General features: G+C 66.3%; 21 protein-coding genes. 9 read left to right on the top strand and 12 right to left on the bottom strand.

Annotated elements, in window-relative coordinates; translation table 11 throughout:
- A complete protein-coding gene (locus QF040_RS20040) occupies window positions 1–1,128 on the bottom strand; it encodes an FAD-dependent monooxygenase (RefSeq protein WP_429612509.1) in 1,128 nt (375 codons plus the stop codon).
- 195 nt (window positions 1,129–1,323) lie between these two features.
- On the opposite strand from QF040_RS20040, the gene QF040_RS20035 reads away from it, so the two are divergent.
- The gene (locus tag QF040_RS20035) at window positions 1,324–2,205 is read left to right on the top strand and encodes an MOSC domain-containing protein (protein ID WP_429612508.1); all 882 of its coding nucleotides are present in this window, start codon (window positions 1,324–1,326) and stop codon (window positions 2,203–2,205) included.
- A 1-nt stretch (window position 2,206) separates the two neighbouring features.
- On the opposite strand, the gene rbsD is transcribed toward QF040_RS20035, so the two are convergent.
- The 6 genes from rbsD to QF040_RS20005 all read right to left on the bottom strand — a co-directional run bounded on the left by rbsD (window position 2,207) and on the right by QF040_RS20005 (window position 8,345).
- Window positions 2,207–2,605: a D-ribose pyranase gene (rbsD, locus tag QF040_RS20030; RefSeq protein WP_429612507.1), complete on the bottom strand. Its 399-nt coding sequence runs from the start codon at window positions 2,603–2,605 to the stop codon at window positions 2,207–2,209.
- Window positions 2,602–3,564, bottom strand: a complete 963-nt coding sequence (rbsK, locus tag QF040_RS20025) for a ribokinase (RefSeq protein ID WP_429612506.1) — start codon at window positions 3,562–3,564, stop codon at window positions 2,602–2,604. Before rbsK ends, rbsD begins: the two co-directional genes overlap by 4 nt.
- The gene (locus QF040_RS20020; protein WP_013543603.1) at window positions 3,561–4,634 is read right to left on the bottom strand and encodes a LacI family DNA-binding transcriptional regulator; all 1,074 of its coding nucleotides are present in this window, start codon (window positions 4,632–4,634) and stop codon (window positions 3,561–3,563) included. The genes rbsK and QF040_RS20020 overlap by 4 nt, the downstream gene beginning before the upstream one ends.
- A gap of 41 nt (window positions 4,635–4,675) precedes the next feature.
- Window positions 4,676–5,665, bottom strand: a complete 990-nt coding sequence (locus QF040_RS20015; protein WP_429612505.1) for an ABC transporter permease — start codon at window positions 5,663–5,665, stop codon at window positions 4,676–4,678.
- The gene (locus tag QF040_RS20010; protein WP_429612504.1) at window positions 5,662–7,272 is read right to left on the bottom strand and encodes a sugar ABC transporter ATP-binding protein; all 1,611 of its coding nucleotides are present in this window, start codon (window positions 7,270–7,272) and stop codon (window positions 5,662–5,664) included. Before QF040_RS20010 ends, QF040_RS20015 begins: the two co-directional genes overlap by 4 nt.
- Window positions 7,273–7,391: 119 nt before the next feature.
- A complete protein-coding gene (locus tag QF040_RS20005; RefSeq protein WP_307501580.1) occupies window positions 7,392–8,345 on the bottom strand; it encodes a sugar ABC transporter substrate-binding protein in 954 nt (317 codons plus the stop codon).
- Window positions 8,346–8,545: 200 nt separating this feature from the next.
- On the opposite strand from QF040_RS20005, the gene ychF reads away from it, so the two are divergent.
- The gene (ychF, locus tag QF040_RS20000; RefSeq protein ID WP_306881537.1) at window positions 8,546–9,637 is read left to right on the top strand and encodes a redox-regulated ATPase YchF; all 1,092 of its coding nucleotides are present in this window, start codon (window positions 8,546–8,548) and stop codon (window positions 9,635–9,637) included.
- A gap of 122 nt (window positions 9,638–9,759) precedes the next feature.
- On the opposite strand, the gene QF040_RS19995 is transcribed toward ychF, so the two are convergent.
- Entirely contained in the window at window positions 9,760–10,749 is a 990-nt protein-coding gene (locus QF040_RS19995) for a trypsin-like peptidase domain-containing protein (RefSeq protein ID WP_429612503.1), read from the bottom strand.
- 133 nt (window positions 10,750–10,882) lie between these two features.
- Here QF040_RS19995 and QF040_RS19990 point away from each other — a divergent pair, with 133 nt between their 5' ends.
- Window positions 10,883–11,557, top strand: a complete 675-nt coding sequence (locus tag QF040_RS19990; protein ID WP_429612502.1) for a glutathione S-transferase — start codon at window positions 10,883–10,885, stop codon at window positions 11,555–11,557.
- 15 nt (window positions 11,558–11,572) lie between these two features.
- On the opposite strand, the gene QF040_RS19985 is transcribed toward QF040_RS19990, so the two are convergent.
- Complete coding sequence (locus QF040_RS19985) at window positions 11,573–12,043, bottom strand: YqaA family protein (RefSeq protein ID WP_013543594.1); 471 nt, start codon at window positions 12,041–12,043, stop codon at window positions 11,573–11,575.
- Window positions 12,044–12,227: 184 nt separating this feature from the next.
- Here QF040_RS19985 and dusB point away from each other — a divergent pair, with 184 nt between their 5' ends.
- Genes dusB through purH form a run of 3 tightly spaced genes read left to right on the top strand, consistent with a single transcriptional unit; the run spans window position 12,228 to window position 15,165 of the window.
- Window positions 12,228–13,286 carry a tRNA dihydrouridine synthase DusB gene (gene dusB, locus QF040_RS19980; RefSeq protein ID WP_429612501.1) on the top strand — a complete coding sequence of 353 codons (1,059 nt, stop codon included), beginning with the start codon at window positions 12,228–12,230 and terminating at the stop codon, window positions 13,284–13,286.
- Window positions 13,287–13,305: 19 nt separating this feature from the next.
- Window positions 13,306–13,542 carry a Fis family transcriptional regulator gene (locus QF040_RS19975; RefSeq protein WP_007838304.1) on the top strand — a complete coding sequence of 79 codons (237 nt, stop codon included), beginning with the start codon at window positions 13,306–13,308 and terminating at the stop codon, window positions 13,540–13,542.
- Window positions 13,543–13,557: 15 nt separating this feature from the next.
- The gene (gene purH, locus QF040_RS19970) at window positions 13,558–15,165 is read left to right on the top strand and encodes a bifunctional phosphoribosylaminoimidazolecarboxamide formyltransferase/IMP cyclohydrolase (RefSeq protein ID WP_429612500.1); all 1,608 of its coding nucleotides are present in this window, start codon (window positions 13,558–13,560) and stop codon (window positions 15,163–15,165) included.
- Window positions 15,166–15,273: 108 nt separating this feature from the next.
- On the opposite strand, the gene QF040_RS19965 is transcribed toward purH, so the two are convergent.
- Genes QF040_RS19965 through thiD form a run of 3 tightly spaced genes read right to left on the bottom strand, consistent with a single transcriptional unit; the run spans window position 15,274 to window position 18,016 of the window.
- On the bottom strand, window positions 15,274–15,762 hold the full coding sequence (locus tag QF040_RS19965; protein WP_429612499.1) for a hypothetical protein: 489 nt from the start codon (window positions 15,760–15,762) through the stop codon (window positions 15,274–15,276).
- A 3-nt stretch (window positions 15,763–15,765) separates the two neighbouring features.
- Window positions 15,766–17,046, bottom strand: a complete 1,281-nt coding sequence (hemL, locus tag QF040_RS19960) for a glutamate-1-semialdehyde 2,1-aminomutase (protein ID WP_429612498.1) — start codon at window positions 17,044–17,046, stop codon at window positions 15,766–15,768.
- Window positions 17,047–17,053: 7 nt separating this feature from the next.
- A complete protein-coding gene (thiD, locus tag QF040_RS19955; RefSeq protein ID WP_307601437.1) occupies window positions 17,054–18,016 on the bottom strand; it encodes a bifunctional hydroxymethylpyrimidine kinase/phosphomethylpyrimidine kinase in 963 nt (320 codons plus the stop codon).
- A 111-nt stretch (window positions 18,017–18,127) separates the two neighbouring features.
- On the opposite strand from thiD, the gene QF040_RS19950 reads away from it, so the two are divergent.
- From QF040_RS19950 to QF040_RS19940, 3 genes are all read left to right on the top strand, one after another.
- Complete coding sequence (locus tag QF040_RS19950) at window positions 18,128–18,298, top strand: rubredoxin (protein WP_007838397.1); 171 nt, start codon at window positions 18,128–18,130, stop codon at window positions 18,296–18,298.
- Window positions 18,299–18,377: 79 nt separating this feature from the next.
- Window positions 18,378–18,776: a response regulator gene (locus QF040_RS19945; RefSeq protein WP_013543588.1), complete on the top strand. Its 399-nt coding sequence runs from the start codon at window positions 18,378–18,380 to the stop codon at window positions 18,774–18,776.
- Entirely contained in the window at window positions 18,776–19,141 is a 366-nt protein-coding gene (locus QF040_RS19940; protein ID WP_013543587.1) for a response regulator, read from the top strand. The genes QF040_RS19945 and QF040_RS19940 overlap by 1 nt, the downstream gene beginning before the upstream one ends.
- Window positions 19,142–19,147: the final 6 nt, after the last annotated feature.

Raw genomic sequence — 19,147 nt, 5'->3', positions numbered from 1 at the left:
TCATGCCTTCAAGCCCATGGCTTGCGCGGTGATCCAGTGCTTGAAGAGGCGCGTGCGGTCGAAGCCGCGCATGCCCCAGTTGCGCAACGCAGGCAGCGGGCCCAGGTTGTGCGAAAAAAGTTGCTGCAGGCCGTCGGTGGCGAGGCTCATCTGCAGCACGTCGGCGCGGCGGGCGCGTTCGTAGCGGCGCAAGAGGCGCGCATCGCCCACGCTGCGCCAGTAGTCGCGGGTCTTGATCACCTCGGCCAAGGCGGCCGCATCGGCCAGGCCGAGGTTCAGGCCTTGGCCCGCGAGCGGGTGCACCGTATGGGCCGCATCGCCCGCGAGTGCCCACGACCGGCCCGCTTGTCCGGACATCGCGCCGGTCCAGCGGTCGGCGATGGCGCGTGCGAGCGGCCAGGCCGCGCGCTCGCTCGCGAGCTTGAGCGCACCGAGCGCGCCATGGCTGGCCTCGGTCACTGCGGCGTTGAATTCTTCGTCGCTCTGCGCGAGCAGGGCGGGGGCCCGGAGCTGGTCGACCGACCACACCAGCGCGACCGTCTTGCCGTGCGTGCCGCCCAACGGCAGCAGCGCGAGCACTTCGCCCTTGTCGTTGAACCACTGGCGCGCGATGCCGTCGTGCGACTGCTCGGCTTCGAGGCGGGCGGCCACCGCATGCTGCGGATAGCGCGTCACTTCGTAGCTCACGCCGAGCGCTTCGCGCGTCGCGCTGGCCTTGCCTTCGCACACCACGGTGAGCGGCGCGGGCACGGGCTCGGTCACGACTTCGATCTGGGGCTGGAATCGCACCGCATCGGCCAGTTGCTGCTCGAGCGCCGGCACATCGACGATCCATGCCAGTGCATCGACCTTCTGGCGCGCCGCGCTGAACTGCACGCGGCCGCCTTCGTCGCCATGCACCAGCATCTCGCGCACCGGCGTGGCGTGGGCCGCATCGGGCCAGGCGCGCAGTGATTCGAGGAGGGTGCGGGAGGCCGTGTTGAGCGCGTAGGCGCGGATGTCCTGCTTGCCTTGCGCGGCGGGCGGCACCACCAGCGCCACGCGCACGCGCTCGCGTGCGAGCAGCAGGGCCAGCGTACGGCCGACGATGCCGGCGCCGCGAATGCAAACTTCTGGGGGGAGGGCCATCGAAGGATTGTAAGAACATGACCGCCCCCAGGGCTTCGCGCACTTCGTGTCGCTTCGCCAACCCCCTCGTGGGGGCGATACCAGCGGCCCGGCAAAGCCGGTTCCGCGGTATCCGCCCGAGGGGCTGGGAACGGGGTTTCGGCGCCGATGCGGGACAATCGCGGTCGCTTTCCAAGGATTCAAGGAACCCCCACCGTGTCGCAGCCCGTTTTCGACCTCGAAGCCACCATCGCGCGCCTGCTCGTCTACCCCGTCAAGTCGTGTGCCGGTGTCGAACTCAATGAAATGCTGCTGACCGAAACAGGCCTCGAATTCGACCGGGCCTGGATGGTGGTCGATGCCAACGGCGAGTTCGTCACCCAGCGCCAGATTCCGCGCATGGCGCTCATCAAGCCGCAGATGAAGCACATGGAGGTGGTGCTGCGCGCCCCCGGCATGCTGGCCCTGCACCTGGCCTTCGACCGCGTCGAGAAGCCCGTCCGCGTGCGGGTGTGGAAAGACGAAGTCGCCGCCTACGACATGGGCGACATCGCCGCCCAGTGGTTCAGCGATTTTCTCTCCGAGCCCGGCAAGCCGCAGACCCTGCGGCTGGTGCGCTTCGATCCCGAACACAAGCGACTGTCGAGCCTGAAGTGGACCGACGGCGTCGAGGCGCTGAACCAGTTTGCCGACGGCTATCCGCTGCTGGTGGCGAGTGAAGGGTCCCTGGTCGAACTCAACGAGCGGCTTGCCGCGGCGGGGCACGAGGCGGTTGGCATCGAACGTTTCCGGCCCAACATCGTGCTGGCCGGCATCGAGTCGCACGACGAAGATCGCGTCGACGCGCTGCATGTCACGACCGGCGAAGGCGAGGCCGAACTCAGGCCGGTCAAGCCCTGCACGCGCTGCCCGATCCCGGACATCGACCCGACCACCGCCGTCAGCAGCCCTGAGGTCGGCAATGTGCTGCGCACCTATCGCGCCGATGCGCGCGTCAATGGCGGCATCACCTTCGGCATGAACTGCATCGTGGTGCAGGGCGTGGAACACATGCTCAAGGTCGGGCAGACCGTGGGCGCGAACTACCGGTTCGAGTGATTTAGAACGTCACGCCCGCGCACAGGACGATGTTGGCGTAGGGCGTGCATTCGCCGGTGCGGATCACCGCCTTGGCGCGCGCGCTCAGGCGCTTGAGTTCCTCGTGAGAGACCGTCTCCGGCACCACGGCCAACTGGCCTTCGCACCATGCGGGCAGCGCGCCGGCGGGCAGTTGCTCCACCGCCTCGCGCGCCAGCAGCGCACGCTCCACCTGCATCTCCGACAGCACGGCCTTGAGCACGTCCGTGATGCGCGGAATGCCGGGCGTGAGCGCGAGGTCGATGCGCTTCGGGCCCTCGGGAATCGGCAGGCCCGCATCGCCGATGACCACCATGTCGCCATGCCCCAGCGCGGCAATCACTTGCGAGAGTTCGGCATGCAGCAGGGGAGAGCGTTTCACAGCGTGATCCAGTCAGGAGGCAGGGGGCTTTGCAGCACGGCGTCGCGCTGCGGAATAGACGGTTGGGCGCCGGGCTGCTGGATGCACAGCGCCGCGGCGCGGATGCCAAGGCGCACGGCTTCGTCGAACGATTGGCCTTCGCCCAGTGCCACGGCCAGCGCGCCCAGAAAAGTGTCGCCCGCGGCGGTGGTGTCGACCGCCTGCACCTTCGGCGCGGGATGATGGCGCGCACCGTCGGCATCGACGGCCACCGCGCCGCGCGAACCGAGCGTGACGACCACGCGCGCGATGCCCTTGGCGCGCAGCGCCCGGCCCGCCCGCGCGGCGTCTTGCGGGCTGTCGGCCGATTGGCCGCACAGCGTCTCGGCCTCGATCTCGTTGACCACCAGCGTGTCGATGCGCGACCAGAGCGGCTCGGCAATCGCCTGCACCGGCGACGGGTTGAGCAGCACCTTGCAGCCCGTCTCGTGCGCCACCGAAATGGCACGTGCGATCTGGTCCATCGGCGTCTCGAACTGCGTCACCAGAAAGGCCGCGCCCCGCAGTTGCTCGCGCATCGCCGCTTCATCGATTTCGACTCGCGCGTTGGCGCCGGGAATGATCACGATGCGGTTCTGCCCGCTGTCTTCCACCAGGATCAGCGCCGTGCCCGTGGGCTCGCCCTCGACCGTGCGCAATGCAGCGGTGTCGATGCCGTCGCGCTCCAGCGATTCGCGCAGCGCGCGGCCGTGGGCATCGTCGCCCACGCAGCCGATCATGCGCACCTGAGCGCCTTCGCGCGCGCAGCTCACGGCCTGGTTGGCGCCCTTGCCGCCGGGGATGTTGGCGATCGAATGGCCGATCAGGGTTTCGCCCGCGGCCGGTGCATGGGGGACGCGCAGCACCAGGTCCATGTTGAGGCTGCCGAGCACCACGATTCGCGGTGCTTCGGGACTGCGGGAAGAAGGCTTCGGACTCACGGGGTGCGGGACTTTCGGTTTTCCGTTGAAGGCGATTCGGTGGCCGGTGCGGCCGGCTCCTTGAAGCTCGCATGGCGCGCGGTCGAGGCGCGCACGCGCAGCTCGGGTTGCAGCACCACCTTGCGCGCATCGCGCCGCTTGCCGCTCACGCGCTCCAGCAGCATGTCGACCGCCAGTGCGCCGATGCGCTCCTTGGGCTGCGCGACGGTGGTGAGCGGCGGGCTGGTGTAGGCCGAGAGTTCGATGTCGTCGAAGCCGACGATCGACAGCTCGTCGGGCACGTGCACGCCGCTTTCATGCGCGGCGCGCAGGGCGCCGATGGCCATCAGGTCGTTGCAGACGAACACGGCCGACGGCGGATGCTCGGTGCGCAGGATGGCGTGCATCGCCTCGTAGCCGCTCTGGCTGGTGAAGGCGCCGCGCCACAGCAACGCATCGGCGTTCGGTGTGGTTCCGGCCTCGGCCAGCGCCATGCGCCAGCCTTCGATGCGCTGCTCGCTGGGCGTGAGGCCCTCGGGCCCGCCGAGGCAGGCGATGCGCTTGTGGCCGAGCGACAGCAGGTGCCGCACCGCGAGCAGGCCGCCCTGCATGTGCGCGGTTTCCACCAGGTCGCAGCTCGGATCGGCGATCTCGCGGTCGACCAGCACCGTGGGGATGCGCAGGCCCTGTAGCTGGGTCACGAGCGAATCGTCATCGCCCGTCGACACCACGATCAGCCCGTCGATGCGGCGCTCGGCCAGCACCTGCAGGTACACGCTCTGGCGGCGGGGCTCGTCGTCGGTGTTGCACAGCACCAGCGTGTAACCGGCGCCGAAGCACCGGTCTTCCACGATGCGCACGATCTCTGCGAAGTAGGGATTGGAGCTGTTCGGAATCAGCATTCCGAGCGTCGAGGTGGTGTTGCTCTTCAGGCTGCGCGCCATTGCATTCGGCACGTAGCCCAGTTCGCGGATGGCGAGCTCGACGCGCTCGCGGCCCTTGGCGCTCACATGGCGCGTGTCGTTGACCACGTGCGAGACGGTGGTGACGGAGACTCCGGCGCGCAACGCGACATCCTTGATGGTGGCCATGGTTTGTGTTCCTTGTTCCTGGTGGGTTCGTTCACACCTTCTTAGGCCAGGCGGCGGTCCGCGCGGCGCTGGCGCAAGGTGTCGATGATCACCGCAACCACGATCACCGCCCCGGTGATGATCCGTTTGCTCGGCTCGCTCGCGCCCACCTGCGCCAGGCCCGCTTCGAGCACCGCGATGATCAGCACGCCGAAGAAGGTGTTGACCACCGAGCCGCGCCCGCCCATGAGGCTGGTGCCGCCGATGACCACGGCCGCGATCACCTGCAGCTCGATGCCGACGCCCGCATTCGGGTCGGCCGCTTCGAGCCGCGCCGACTGCATCAGGCCCGCGAGCCCCGCAAGAAGGCCGGTGACGGCGAACACGATGATGCGGATCGGCCGCGGATCGACACCCGCCAGGCGCATCGCTTCTTCGTTCGTGCCGATGCCCACCACATGCCGGCCGAACACCGTGCGCGTGAGCACCATCTGCCCGATGACGACCAGCACCACCGCGAGCACGAAGGCAGCCGAAATGCCGCCGATCCATGGCGCGGCGAGGCCCGAGATCGCATCGCCCACGTACTGCGTGCGCGAGTCGGTGACGAGGTAGGCGCCACCGCGCACCGCTTCGAGCATGCCCAGCGAGACGATGAAGCTCGGCAGCCGCCATGCGACCGACACCGCACCGGTCACCGTGCCGCAGATCAGGCCGGTGGCGAGGCCGAGTGCTGCCGCGAGAGGAACGGAGAGCTTCCATTCGAGAATGGCCGCGGCCGTCACGGCCGCGCTGAGCGCGAGCACCGAGCCGACCGACAGATCGATGCCCGCGATGATCAGCACGAAGGTCATGCCCACCGCCATCACCGCGAGCGCGGGGATTTCGTTGGCAATCGAGATGAAGGTGTCGCGCGTCAGGAAGTATTCGCTCATCGAACCGAAGAGCGCGACCATGCCCACCAGCACGACCGTGAGGCCGAGGTAGGTGCCCAGCTGGCCCTTCAGTGCGGAGGTGCGCGGATTGGAAGTCGAGGCTGCGGCTGCGTTCATGGTGTCTCGGCAGTGGCCGGTTGGGCCAGGTTCGAATCGGAAGAGAAAGAGGGGGCGGAGGCGGAGGGGCGTCCGGTCGCGTCGCTGAAGGCGGCGGCGAGCAGCGATTGTTCGCTCCACTCGCCGCGCTCGAACACCGCGACCAATTTGCCGGCGCTCATCACGCCGATGCGGTCGCACATGGCCATCAGTTCGCGCAGGTCGCTCGACACCATCAGGAGCGCCTTGCCGGCGTCGGTCATGCGGTCGAGTTCGGCGTACAGGTCGGCGCGCGCACCGACGTCGACGCCGCGCGTAGGTTCATCGAGCAGCAGCACTTTGCATTCGCGATGCAGCCAGCGCGCGAACACCACCTTCTGCTGGTTGCCGCCGCTGAGCGTGGCCACCGGCTGTTCGATGCTGCGCGAGCGGATGCGCAGCAGCTCCACCAGTTGCCGCGCGATGCTGCGTTCCTTGGCGCGCTGCAGCCAGCCGGCGTGCGAGATCGCGCCCAGGTCGCTGAGCGTCGCGTTGACGCGGATCGATTGCGTGAGCAGCAAGCCCTGCGACTTGCGGTCTTCGGTGACGAGGCCGATGCCGGCGCGGATCGCCTGCATCGGCGAGCGCCAGCCCTTGCGCACGTGTTGCACCGGTTCTGCACCGGTCTTTGCGTCGTAGAGAGAAATTTCGCCGCGGTCCGCGCGGTCGGCGCCGAACAGGAGGCGCACCAGTTCGGTCCGGCCCGAGCCGACCAGGCCGGCGAGGCCCATGATTTCACCGGCGTGCAGGTCGAGGTCGACATCGCGCACCATCTGCGTCCTGCCGAGGCCGCGCGCGCTCAGCAGCACCGGCCCGGCGACGCGGCGGTCGCGCCCTTCGTGCTCGTGCACCGCGCGGCCGACCATGCGCTGCACCAGTTCGGATTCGCGCACGCCGGCCATGGCGCGCACGTCCACCAGCCTGCCGTCGCGCAGCACTGCCACGCGGTCGGCGATGCGCTGAAGTTCTTCGAGGCGGTGCGACACGTAGACGATCGCCACCCCGCGCGCCTTCAGCAGTTCGATCTGCTCGAAGAGGTGCGAGGTCTCGCGTGGCGTGAGCATCGCGGTGGGCTCGTCGAGCACCAGCACGCGCGTGTCGTCCTGCAGGTTGCGCGCAATTTCCACCATCTGCTGCTGGCCGATGCCCAGCCGCGCGACGGGCGTGGCCGGGTCGATGTTCTCCATGCCGATCTTGGCGAGCTGGCGTGAGGCCAGTTCGTAGAGCTTGGCCTTGCGGATCCAGCCGGTCTTGCTCGGGAGGCGGTCGAGCAGCAGGTTCTCGGCCACCGACAGCGTGGTGACCAGCCCCAGCTCCTGCATCACCATGCGCACGCCCAGGCGCTCGGCATCGCGGCGGGAGCCCGGCTGGAACGGCTTGCCGTCCAGCAGCATCTGGCCGCGGGTGGGCTGCACCAGGCCGCAGACGATCTTGGAGAGCGTGCTCTTGCCGGCGCCGTTCTCACCCGTGAGGGCGAGCACTTCGCCTGCGTTCAGGACGATCGAGACGTCGTCCAGCACCGGCGCCGCGTAGTCCTTGCCGAGCGCGCTCAGCGAGAGCACCGGCGCGCTGCGATCGTTATCAGCCATCGATGGCAACCTTATTCCAGAAACACCGAGGAACCGGCTTCGCCGGGCCTCAGGTGTTGCCCCCGGTAGGGGGTTGGCGAAGCGACACGAAGTGCGCGAAGCCTGGGGGCGAGCAACATTTATTTCGACGACTTGGTGACCAGCACCACGTCGGTCTTCACTTCGGCGGGCATTTCCGACTGCTTCTTCTTGTCGGCGATGGCCTTCAGCGCGGTCTCGATACCGAACACGGCCTGCTTGGCGGCGAACTGGTCGGCCGTGGCGAGCACGCGGCCGTCGGCCAGCATCGGCTTGATGGCGCCGATGTTGTCGTAGCCCACGACCAGCACCTTGCCGGTCTTGCCCGCGGCCTTGACGGCAGCCACTGCGCCGAGCGCCATGCTGTCGTTGCCGGCGAGCAGCGCCTTGAGATCAGGGTGCTCGCGCATCATGCCGGCGGCCACGGTGTTGCCCTTGTCGATTTCCCACTGGCCCGACTGCACGCCCACCACCGTCACGTTGGCGGCCTTCATGGCGTCCTGGTAGCCGAGGGTGCGCTGCTGCGCATTGAAGGTGGTCGAGACGCCTTCGATGATGCCGACCTTGTCGCCCGCCTTCAGCTCCTTGGCGAGCGCATCGCCCACCAGCTTGGCGCCCGCGCGGTTGTCGGGGCCGACGAACGGCACCTGAATGCCCTTTTCCTTCAGCGCGGCGGCGTCGAGCTGGTTGTCGATGTTGACGACCAGGATGCCCTTGTCGATGGCCGCCTTGATCACGGGCACCAGTGCCTTCGAATCGGCCGGAGCGATGACCAGCGCATTGATCTTCTGGGCCACCATCTGCTCGACCATCTTGATCTGGGCGGAGGTGTCGGTCTCGTCCTTGATGCCGTTGGCCACCAGCGTGTACTTCGCGGCGTTGGCCTTGTTGTGCGCCTTGGCGCCGTCTTCCATGGTGCGGAAGAACTCGTTGGCCAGCGACTTCATGACCAGCGCCACCTTGGGCTTGTCCTGTGCGAAGGCGGGCGTGGCGGCGATGGCGCCCAGCAGCGTGAGCGCGGCGGCGCTTTGCAGGGTGCGGCGGGTGAACTTCATGGTGTGTCTCCTGGGTGGTTGAGCGGTACGCCGGTCTGTGCCGGGGGGTGTCGATATTAACCAACGAAAACGTTTGCGCAAACGTTTGCTAATCGGGTTTAACCCTGAGCCGCGAGGCGATGGAAGAGGGGGCGAAGACCTGCGGGATGGGCACGAAACCATGGTCGCCTAAAATGCCCGGTTACCCAAGAGGACCTCCCATGAGTTTGCAATGCGGCATCGTCGGCCTGCCCAACGTCGGTAAATCCACCCTTTTCAATGCGTTGACCAAGGCCGGCATCGCAGCGGAAAACTATCCGTTCTGCACCATCGAGCCCAACGTGGGCGTGGTGGAAGTGCCCGATCCGCGGCTCGCCCAACTGAGCGCGATCGTCAATCCCGAGCGCGTGGTGCCCGCCATCGTCGAGTTCGTCGACATCGCAGGCCTTGTGGCCGGCGCAAGCACCGGCGAAGGCCTCGGCAACAAGTTCCTCGCGCACATCCGCGAGACCGACGCCACCGTGAACGTGGTGCGCTGCTTCGACGACGAGAACGTGATCCACGTGGCCGGCAAGGTCGACCCGATCTCCGACATCGAAGTGATCCAGACCGAGTTGTGCCTGGCCGACCTCGCCACGGTCGAGAAGGCGCTGCACCGCCACACCAAGGTGGCGCGCTCGGGCGACAAGGACGCCCAAAAGCTCGTCGCTTTGCTCGAACGCTGCCAGGCCGCGCTGAACGAGAACACGCCGGTGCGCGCGCTCGAGTTCACCAAGGAAGAGCAGCCGCTGGTCAAGAGCTTCACGCTCATCACCGCCAAGCCCGCGATGTTCGTCGGCAACGTGGCCGAAGACGGTTTCGAGAACAACCCGTACCTCGACCGTTTGCGCGAGTACGCCGCCAAGCAGGGCGCGCCCGTGGTCGCCATCTGCGCGAAGATCGAAGCCGACCTGGCCGAGATGGACGACGAGGACAAGAAGATGTTTCTCGCCGAAATCGGCCAGGACGAGCCGGGCCTGAACCGCCTGATCCGCGCGGCTTTCAAGCTCTTGGGCCTGCAAACGTATTTCACCGCCGGCGTGAAGGAAGTGCGCGCATGGACCATCCACATCGGCGACACCGGCCCGCAGGCGGCCGGCGTGATCCACGGCGACTTCGAGAAGGGCTACATCCGCGCCCAGACCATCGCGTTCGACGACTACATCGCCTTCAAGGGCGAGCAGGGCGCGAAGGACGCGGGGAAGATGCGTTCGGAAGGCAAGGAATACGTCGTGAAGGATGGCGACGTGATGAACTTCCTGTTCAGTTCATAAATCGGCTCGCCCCCAGGCTTCGCGCACTTCGTGTCGCTTCTCCAACCCCCTACCGGGGGCGACACCTGCGGCCCGGCGAAGCCGGTTCCGCGGTGTCTCGCGAATAGGCCCCGGAGCCTCGCTTACTTCGCGGGCTGCTGCTTGCCCCACACCACGGTGTTGTCCACCGCATAAGCGGCACACACCACCTTGCGTTCCGAGCACCCCCTGAGATGCTCGGTCAGCGCAGCCGAGTTGGTGGCCGTTCCGAACTTGTTGTCGCTCGTGATCAGAAACGCTCGCGGGCGCGCCTGCAGCAGGAACTGGCGGTACGACACGCGGATCTGCGCCGGGTCGTTGCCGACGACCGGCAGGCCGGCTTCGTCGGCCAAGTCGGCATGGCCTGAAGGCGTGGGTTCTCCGTCGGAGCCGAGCGTCACGCCGACGTTCTTCAGCAACTCGCGCCACTTCGTCATTTCCGCGATCACGCGTTGCGGCAGTTCCATCACCCACTGCGCCGGATAGGCAAAGCCGAGGTTCGCGCCGCCGGGCGCCACGCTGTCGGTGACGCCGACGAGCCGGCCTTCTTCATCGAACAGCCCGCCGCCGCTCGAACCCGAGGACACCGGCGCGGAGGTCTGGATGATCGGCAACTGGCCTTGCGAGCGGGGCCGCAAAGCGGAGATCAGACCTTCGCTCAATGTGAGTTCGAGTCCGTGCGGGCTGCCGATGGCGAACACGCGCTGGCCGACGCGCAGGCCTTCGACCGGCGCGATCTGCACGGCGGGCAACTGCAGCGGCGTTTCCGTCATCAGCACGCACAGGTCGCGCGACGGATCGGGGTCGCGCAGGATGCTCTTGATCTTGATGGTGGTCTGGCCCTGCGTCACGGTGGCCGACGTGGCGCCGTTCACCACATGGCAGGCCGTGGCCAGTGCCGCGGGCGTGACCGCCACCGCGCTGCCGACGCTGGTCTTGTTGTTGCCCTGGTCGCCCTTGACGGTCCAGACCGCGGGCGATGCCTTGCGAAAGATTTCTTCGGGTTGCAGCGCCCATGTGTGCGAAGCCAGGGCGCCGAGCCAGAGGCCGGCTGCGAGGGGCTTCCAAGGCCAGGACTGCAGGGAGTTTTTCATCTGGATAAGTTTAGGAAGCGGCCCTCCGGGTTCACCGTAGGCGGGCGCGCTGTGTCGGTGGGTGTCAAAGCCCCGTGGTCGCTGCTGTTGGTTAGACTGCGCGCGCCCCGATTCCTCCACAAGGCCCGCCGTCATGCTCACCGTTCACCACCTCAACAATTCGCGCTCGCAGCGCGTGCTCTGGCTGCTCGAAGAACTCGAACTGCCGTACGAGATCGTCCACTACCAGCGCGATGCGCAAACCATGTTGGCACCCGCTTCGCTCAAAGCCATTCACCCGCTTGGCAAGTCGCCTGTGGTGACGACCGACGAGGGCCTCACGCTCGCTGAGTCGGGCGCGATCATCGAGACGGTGATCGAGCGCTACGGCCACGGCCGCCTCGCGCCCGCGGCCGGCACGCCGGAGGCTTTGCGCTACCGCTACTGGATGCATTTCGCCGAAGGCACGGCGATGTCGCCGCTTCTGCTCAAGCTGATCTTCGACCGCATCGAGACGACGAAGATGCCCTTCTTCGCGAAGCCCATCGCCAAGGCCATCGCGGCCAAGACCAAGGGGGCTTTCATCAACCCGAACATCGCGAGCCATCTGAACTACATGGAGTCCGAACTCGGCAAGAGCGAATGGTTCGCCGGCGATGAATTCAGCGGCGCCGACATCCAGATGAGTTTCGTGATCGAAGCTGCGCAGGCGCGGGGCGGGCTCGATGCGAAGCGGCCGAAGCTGATGGCGTACCTGGAGCGCATCCACGCGCGTCCGGCCTACAAGCGTGCGCTGGAGCGCGGCGGTCCCTACGGCCTGTTGAGTTGAGCGGCTGAAGTCTCGTCAGGACGGGAAGACGTACAGCAGCGCGACCGTCATCGTGACGTAGCGCAGGAACTTCCCGATGGCCATGTAGCCGAGGCATGGCCAGAACGGCAGCTTGAGCCAGCCCGCGACCGCGCACAGCGGATCGCCCACCAGCGGCAGCCAGCTCAAGAGGCACGCCTTCGGTCCCAGCCTCTCGAGCCACCCGAGCACGCGCACATGGTGTTTCGAGTGCGAGTATTTGTCAGCGACCTTGTGCGCGCCGTAGCCCATCCACCAGTCGACCGCGCCGCCCAGCGTGTTGCCGATGGTCGCCACCGCGATCGCCGGCCAGAACATGTCGGGGTTGAGCTTCAGCAGGCCGAAGAGAAAAGGCTCAGAGCCCACGGGCAAGAGCGTGGCCGAAACGAAGGCGGCGACGAACAGCGTCGAGAGGCCGTACTGCGGCAGCGCCAGAAGCGCCATGAGGGAGTCGAGCCAGGCTTGCATGAGGTGGGGCGAAAAGGTGGCGGAGTATAGGCAGCGCTTACGTCGCATCCACGTGGGAGAAAGCCCCGCAACACATTGGTGTTTACGCCTGTCCGCGGGCGCAAATCGTTTCAGTCGCTGAAATCGCAGGTGGCTACAATCGTGCCTCATTTTTCAGCAGCCGAATCGCACAGCCTCCTTCCCAATGACCTTGCAGATCGGCACCCACACGCTGGAAAACCGCCTGTTCGTCGCGCCCATGGCCGGCGTGACGGACCGGCCCTTCCGCATGCTGTGCCGCGAACTCGGCGCGGGCTATGCAGTCAGCGAAATGGTCACCTCGCGCAAGGAACTGTGGGGCACGCTCAAGACATCACGCCGCGCGAATCACGATGGCGAGCCGGGCCCCATCGCGGTGCAGATCGCCGGCACCGATGCAGCCATGATGGCTGAGGCCACCGTCTACAACATCGAGCGCGGCGCGCAGATCATCGACATCAACATGGGCTGCCCGGCCAAGAAGGTCTGCAACAAGTGGGCCGGTTCGGCGCTGATGCGCGACGAGCCGCTGGCACTCGAGATCGTGCAGGCCGTGGTCGATGCGGCACAGCCGTTCAACGTGCCGGTCACGCTCAAGATGCGCACCGGCTGGAGCGAAGACAACCGCAACGCGGTGAAGCTCGCGCGCGATTTCGAATCGGCCGGCGTGCAGATGCTCACTGTGCACGGCCGCACGCGCGAGCAAGGCTACAAGGGCCACGCCGAGTACGACACCATCGCGGCGGTGAAGGCCGCGGTGCGCGTGCCGGTGGTGGCCAATGGCGACATCAACTCGCCCGAGAAGGCGCGCGATGTGCTCGCGGCCACGGGTGCCGACGCGGTGATGATCGGCCGCGCCGCACAGGGCCGTCCCTGGATCTTTCGCGAGATCGCGCACTTCCTGGACACCGGCACGCACCGCGCGCCGCCGCTGGTGGCCGAGGTGCGCCGCCTGTTGCTGGATCACCTGGTGGAGCACTACGCGCTCTACGGCGATTTCAGCGGCGTGCGCACCGCGCGCAAGCACATCGGCTGGTACGTGCGCACGCTCCCCGACGGCGAAGCGTTCCGCGCCACCATGAACACCATCGAAGACTGCGCCGAACAGCTGCGCGCGGTCGGCGACTATTTCGACGGGCTTGCGGACCGCATGGACCGCATGCCCGCGCACCAGGCGGCCGAAGAGCTGTCCGGTGAAGAGGAGGCGGCCTGCGCCGTCGATTGAGAGAGGAAGAGAAGAAGCAATGAGCAAGAAACACATCGAGGACTGCGTGCGCACCAGTCTGGACAGCTACTTTCGCGACCTGCGCGGCACCGAACCCGACGGCATGTACGAGATGCTCGTGCGCGTGGTCGAGAAGCCGCTGCTCGACGTCGTGATGACGCGCGCCGAAGGCAACCAATCCAAAGCCGCGCAATGGCTGGGCCTCAACCGAAACACGCTCCGCAAGAAATTGGTCGAGCACAAACTTTTGAAATAACTTCACGGCATACCCATGGCTCAGACCGCACTCATCTCCGTTTCCGACAAGACCGGCATCCTCGAATTCGCCCAGGCGCTGCACGCGCTGGGCATCAAGCTGCTGTCCACCGGCGGCACCGCCAAGCTGCTGGCCGATGCCGGCCTGCCGGTGACCGAAGTCGCCGACCACACCGGCTTTCCCGAAATGCTCGACGGCCGCGTGAAGACGCTGCATCCCAAGATCCACGGCGGCCTGCTCGCGCGGCGCGACCTGCCCGCGCACGTGGCGGCGATCAAGGAACACGGCATCGACACCATCGACCTTCTGATCGTCAACCTCTACCCGTTCGAGTCGACCGTGGCCAAGCCCGGCTGCACGCTCGAGGACGCCATCGAGAACATCGACATCGGCGGCCCGGCCATGGTGCGCAGCGCGGCCAAGAACTGGAAGGACGTGGGCGTGCTCACCGATGCGGCGCAGTACCCCGTGGCACTCGCTGAGCTCAAGGCCGGCGGCAAGCTCAGCGACAAGACCAAGTTCGCGTTCTCGGTGGCCGCGTTCAACCGCATCGCCGACTACGACGGTGCGATCAGCGACTACCTCTCGGCCATCGACTTCGACGCCAGCATCGGCCAGCCCGCACCGACGCGCTCGCTGTTTCCCGCGCAAAGCAACGGCCGCTTCGTGAAGGTGCAGGACCTGCGCTACGGCGAAAACCCGCACCAGCAGGCCGCGTTCTACCGCGACCTCTATCCCGCGCCCGGCTCGCTCGTCTCGGCCAGGCAATTGCAAGGCAAGGAGCTCAGCTACAACAACATCGCCGATGCCGACGCGGCATGGGAATGCGTCAAGAGCTTCGACGTGCCGGCCTGCGTGATCGTCAAGCACGCCAACCCCTGCGGCGTGGCCGTGGGCAAGGACGCGAACGAGGCCTACGCCAAGGCCTTCAAGACCGACCCGACCTCGGCCTTCGGCGGCATCATCGCCTTCAACCGGCCCGTTGACCTGGCCACCGCGCAAGCCGTCAACAAGCAGTTCGTCGAAGTGCTGATGGCACCGGGCTACACGCCCGAGGCGCTCGAAGTGTTCCAGGCCACCAAGGCCAAGCTCAACGTGCGCGTGCTCGAGATCGCGCTGCCACCGGGCGGCGCCACCGACTGGGACAACGGCCGCAACCTGATGGACGTGAAGCGGGTCGGCTCGGGCCTGCTCATGCAGACCGCCGACAACCACGAGCTCGCCGCGAGCGACCTCAAGGTGGTCAGCAAGAAGCAGCCCTCGCCGCAGCAACTGCAGGACCTGCTGTTCGCATGGAAGGTCGCGAAGTACGTCAAGAGCAACGCGATCGTCTTCTGTGCCGACGGCATGACGATGGGCGTCGGCGCGGGCCAGATGAGCCGCCTCGATTCGGCCCGCATCGCCAGCATCAAGGCCGAGCACGCGGGCCTGTCGCTGAAGGACACGGCCGTGGCGAGCGACGCCTTCTTCCCGTTCCGCGACGGCCTCGACGTGGTGGTGGATGCGGGCGCGAGCTGCGTGATCCAGCCGGGCGGTTCGATGCGCGACCAGGAAGTGATCGATGCCGCCGACGAGCGCGGCGTCGTGATGGTGCTCTCGGGCGTTCGCCACTTCAGGCACTGAGCTCGCCCCCAGGCTTCGCGCACTTCGTGTCGCTTCGCCAACCCCCTACCGGGGGCAACACCTGCGGCCCGGCAAAGCCGGTTCCGCGGTGTTCCCGAACGGAACCGCTTACTCGTGGGTGCCGAACCGGTACTTCAACTGGAACGTGATGGCGCCGTACAGGCGGTTCCTGATCGTCGGCACGTAGGCGATGTTCAGGCCCCAGTTCTTGCCTTCGATGGCGGCTGTCGGAAGGATCGCCGGGAACCAGTTGCCGTCGCGGTAGTTGGGGTAGCCGTCGAAGCCGCCCACCACCGCGCCGAACTTCACGCCGTAGAACTCGAAGGGCAGCACATACAGCCCGATGTAGTGCGACTGCCTGCGGTCGCTGTTGTGGAACGCACCCGCCGTGATGCGGTAGGTGTCGTTCAGCGGGTACTCGAAGCCCAGGCCGAAGTTGGAATTTTCCAAGCCCTTGCCGCTGTCGAAGTGCGCCGAATAGAAGCCCGGGTTGACCCAGATGTTCTTCGGCTCGAAGGCGGACTGCGCAAGCGCCAGGCCGGGTAGAAAAAGAGCAAGAGAAACACTCACTACCGGCAGCAGGCGCAGGGCGTTCATGGACTAGGGCGTTCTGAAAATCTCTCGTGCCGCTTCTATGGTGGCTGCGATGTCGTCCTCCCCGTGCGCTGCGCTCACGAAGCCTGCTTCGTAGAGCGCGGGGGCAATATACACGCCGCGATCGAGCAAACCATGAAACAACGCATTGAATTTCGCGTTGTCGGTTGTCATCACGGTTGCATAGTTTTGCGGCAGATCCTTCATGAGGAAGAAGCCGAACATGCCGCCTTCGCTGTCGGCGTTGAAGGGCCGGCCTTCGGCGGCTGCCGCGGCCTTCAAACCGTCGACCAGCGAGCGCGTCTTCTTGCCGAGCGCTTCGTAGAAGCCGGGCTTCGCAATTTCCTTCAGCGTGGCGAGTCCGCAGGCCGTGGCCACCGGGTTGCCCGACAGCGTGCCGGCCTGGTAGACCGGGCCCTGCGGTGCAAGCTGTTCCATGATGGCGCGCGGACCGCCGAAGGCCGCAAGCGGCATGCCACCGCCGATGACCTTGCCGAGTACGGTGAGGTCGGGCTTGATGCCGAGTACGCCCTGCGCACCATGCAGGCCGACGCGAAAACCAGTCATCACCTCATCGAAGATCAGCAGCGCGCCGTGCTGCGTGCAAAGCTCGCGGCAGCGCTTGGCGAATTCGGGCGTGGCGCGCACGAAGTTCATGTTGCCGGCAATGGCTTCGATCATCAGGCAGGCGATGTCGTTGCCGTGCAGCGCGAAGGCCTCTTCGAGCTGCTGCAGGTTGTTGTACTCGAGCACGATGGTGTGCTGCACCACCTCGGGCGGCACGCCGGCCGAGGTCGGGTTGCCGAAGGTGGCCAGGCCCGAGCCGGCCTTCACGAGCAGTGCGTCGGCATGGCCGTGGTAGCAGCCTTCGAACTTGATGATGCTCTTGCGGCCCGTGGCGCCGCGCGCCAGGCGCAGGGCGCTCATCGCGGCCTCGGTGCCCGAGCTCACGAGCCGCACCATTTCCATGGAGGGCACGAGCGCGAGGATGGCCTCGGCCAGTTCGATCTCGCGCTCGGTCGGCGCGCCGTACGAAAAGCCTTCGAGCACGGCCTTCTGCACCGCCTCGACCACGGCGGGGTGGCCATGGCCCAGGATCATCGGACCCCAGGAGCCGATGTAGTCGATGTAGCGCTTGCCGTTGGCGTCCCAGAAATAGGCGCCTTCGGCGCGCTGGATGAAGCGCGGCGTGCCGCCGACGGCCTTGAAGGCGCGCACGGGCGAGTTCACGCCGCCGGGGATCACGGCGCGGGCGCGCTCGAAGAGGGTGTCGTTCTTGTCGGTCATCGATCGGTCAGTGTCGGGTGTCGTGTGGGGGGAGGGCGAAGTCTTGGGGCGCGTCGGGGTCGTCGTCTTCTTCGTCGTCCTCGGGCTCGGCCCAGAACAGGCGGTCAGGCAGCACGTGGCCCATGCCGGGGCGGAAACCCGCGTCCAGGCACCGGTCCATGTAGGCGAGGGCTTCGCTCGTCGCGGCCACGAGGTCGGTGCCGCTCGCGAGCAGGGCGGCCAGCGCGGCCGAGAGCGTGTCGCCCGCGCCGGCGAAAACCGCTTCGAGCCGCTCGTACTTCTCGTTGACGAGCACCGACTGCGGCGAGGCCAGCACGTTGTCGATGAACTGGTCGGGCAGCACCATGCCGGTGACCAGCGTGTAGGGCACGCCGAACTCGCCGGCGGCCTTGGCGATGTCGCGCGCACCGGGCGCCCGCTCGCCGCTCCAGTCCGGAAGCAGCCAGCGCCACAGCGTACTGTGGTTTCCGACCAACACTGTCGTCTGGGGCAAAACGAGCTCGCGAAACGCGTCCAGATAGGCCTCGATCTGGTTCTCGTCCCACCAGGACAGGTTCGGCATGTAGGCCACCACGGGCACTTCCGGGTAGTCGGAGGCGGTCTCGGCGATCGTGCTCAGGGCGTCGGGCGTCCCGACGAAACCCACCTTGATCAACTGGACTTCCACGTCCTCCAGGATGGCCCGCGCCTGCTCGGCGATGGCCTCCTCGTCGAACGCGAAATGGTCGAATATCTCGGCCGTGTCCCGGGCGTAGGCGCCGGTGACCACGGGCAGAATGTGTGCGCCCACCGACGCCATGGCGAGGGCATCGGCACCCAGGCCGCCGGCACCGCTCGGATCGCTGGCGTTGAAGACCAGCACGCAGGGCGGATTCAGGTCGCGTTCGGCGAGCGCTTCGGCGTCCTGCGAGGGGTCGTTAAGATCGCCCGGTTTGCGGGCGTTGTCTGCTGGAAGTAAGTAGATGGTCATACGCCGGGCGGAATCCCCTGGATGGTGGCATAGGCGCGACGTTTATCGCTCGCCAGTGAGATACGCATAGATACACTCGTTGCATTTAATGAACAAGGACTTTAAGCTCCGATGAATACGAAAACTTGGATGTGCCTGATTTGTGGGTGGATCTATGACGAAGCGGTGGGTGTACCGGAAGACGGGATCGCGGCAGGCACGGCCTGGGCCGATGTTCCGATGAACTGGACCTGTCCTGAGTGCGGTGCACGCAAGGAAGACTTCGAAATGGTTGAAATCTGAAGATTGGCATAGGGCTACGCGATCTGCGTCGATGTACGGCGCGGCGGGCATCCAAGTCTCATGAGCAGGAGCGTTTGCAATGGGCCCGAATGGATCAGGTTACAAGGTGCTGGTCATCGATGACAGCAACACCATCCGGCGCAGTGCCGAGATTTTTCTGAAGCAGGGTGGGCACGAGGTTCTTCTGGCGGAAGACGGTTTCGATGCGCTCTCCAAGGTTAACGACCACAAGCCCCATCTGATTTTCTGCGACATCCTCATGCCGCGTCTCGATGGCTACCAGACGTGCGCCATCATCAAGCGCAACGCCCATTTCTCCAAGGTTCCGGTCGTCATGCTGTCTTCGAAAGACGGTGTATTCGACAAGGCCCGCGGCCGCATGGTCGGGTCGCAAGACTACCTGACCAAGCCTTTCACCAAAGACCAGCTGCTGCAGGCCGTGCAGCAGTTTGGCATCGTTCAACAGGAAGTGCAGTAATGCCTATTCGAAAAATCCTCGTCGTCGACGACTCCAAGACTGAACTGGTGTTTCTGACCGACCTCCTCCAGAAGAACGGCTTCGCCGTGAAGACGGCCGAAAACGCCGACGACGCGATGCGCCGCCTGGAAGAAGACCAGCCCGACCTGATCCTCATGGACGTGGTCATGCCCGGCCAGAACGGCTTCCAGCTCACGCGCGCCATCGCCCGCGACCCGAAGTACGCGGCCATCCCGATCATCCTGTGCACCAGCAAGAACCAGGAAACCGATCGCGTCTGGGGCATGCGCCAGGGCGCTCGCGACTACATCGTGAAGCCGGTCAACGCGGCCGATCTGATGTCCAAGATCAGCGCGCTGGCCTGAGCAGGA

Origin of the sequence: Variovorax sp. W2I14 (genome assembly GCF_050435205.1) — a bacterium.
In the GTDB taxonomy this organism is placed as follows: Bacteria; Pseudomonadota; Gammaproteobacteria; order Burkholderiales; family Burkholderiaceae_C; genus Variovorax; species Variovorax paradoxus_C.
Note: the sequence above shows the minus strand (reverse complement) of the source record. Positions and strands in the feature narration are given on the sequence as shown.

Coding starts and splice junctions, on each gene's coding strand:
- QF040_RS20010 (WP_429612504.1), bottom strand. CDS start 7,272: ATGGCTGATAACGATCGCAGCGCGCCGGTGCTCTCGCTGAGCGCGCTC.
- dusB (WP_429612501.1), top strand. CDS start 12,228: ATGACCTTGCAGATCGGCACCCACACGCTGGAAAACCGCCTGTTCGTC.
- QF040_RS19950 (WP_007838397.1), top strand. CDS start 18,128: ATGAATACGAAAACTTGGATGTGCCTGATTTGTGGGTGGATCTATGAC.
- QF040_RS19945 (WP_013543588.1), top strand. CDS start 18,378: ATGGGCCCGAATGGATCAGGTTACAAGGTGCTGGTCATCGATGACAGC.
- purH (WP_429612500.1), top strand. CDS start 13,558: ATGGCTCAGACCGCACTCATCTCCGTTTCCGACAAGACCGGCATCCTC.
- QF040_RS20020 (WP_013543603.1), bottom strand. CDS start 4,634: ATGGCCACCATCAAGGATGTCGCGTTGCGCGCCGGAGTCTCCGTCACC.
- QF040_RS20040 (WP_429612509.1), bottom strand. CDS start 1,128: ATGGCCCTCCCCCCAGAAGTTTGCATTCGCGGCGCCGGCATCGTCGGC.
- QF040_RS19940 (WP_013543587.1), top strand. CDS start 18,776: ATGCCTATTCGAAAAATCCTCGTCGTCGACGACTCCAAGACTGAACTG.
- QF040_RS19985 (WP_013543594.1), bottom strand. CDS start 12,043: ATGCAAGCCTGGCTCGACTCCCTCATGGCGCTTCTGGCGCTGCCGCAG.
- hemL (WP_429612498.1), bottom strand. CDS start 17,046: ATGACCGACAAGAACGACACCCTCTTCGAGCGCGCCCGCGCCGTGATC.
- QF040_RS19995 (WP_429612503.1), bottom strand. CDS start 10,749: ATGAAAAACTCCCTGCAGTCCTGGCCTTGGAAGCCCCTCGCAGCCGGC.
- thiD (WP_307601437.1), bottom strand. CDS start 18,016: ATGACCATCTACTTACTTCCAGCAGACAACGCCCGCAAACCGGGCGAT.
- QF040_RS19990 (WP_429612502.1), top strand. CDS start 10,883: ATGCTCACCGTTCACCACCTCAACAATTCGCGCTCGCAGCGCGTGCTC.
- ychF (WP_306881537.1), top strand. CDS start 8,546: ATGAGTTTGCAATGCGGCATCGTCGGCCTGCCCAACGTCGGTAAATCC.
- QF040_RS20015 (WP_429612505.1), bottom strand. CDS start 5,665: ATGAACGCAGCCGCAGCCTCGACTTCCAATCCGCGCACCTCCGCACTG.
- QF040_RS20005 (WP_307501580.1), bottom strand. CDS start 8,345: ATGAAGTTCACCCGCCGCACCCTGCAAAGCGCCGCCGCGCTCACGCTG.
- QF040_RS19965 (WP_429612499.1), bottom strand. CDS start 15,762: ATGAACGCCCTGCGCCTGCTGCCGGTAGTGAGTGTTTCTCTTGCTCTT.
- QF040_RS19975 (WP_007838304.1), top strand. CDS start 13,306: ATGAGCAAGAAACACATCGAGGACTGCGTGCGCACCAGTCTGGACAGC.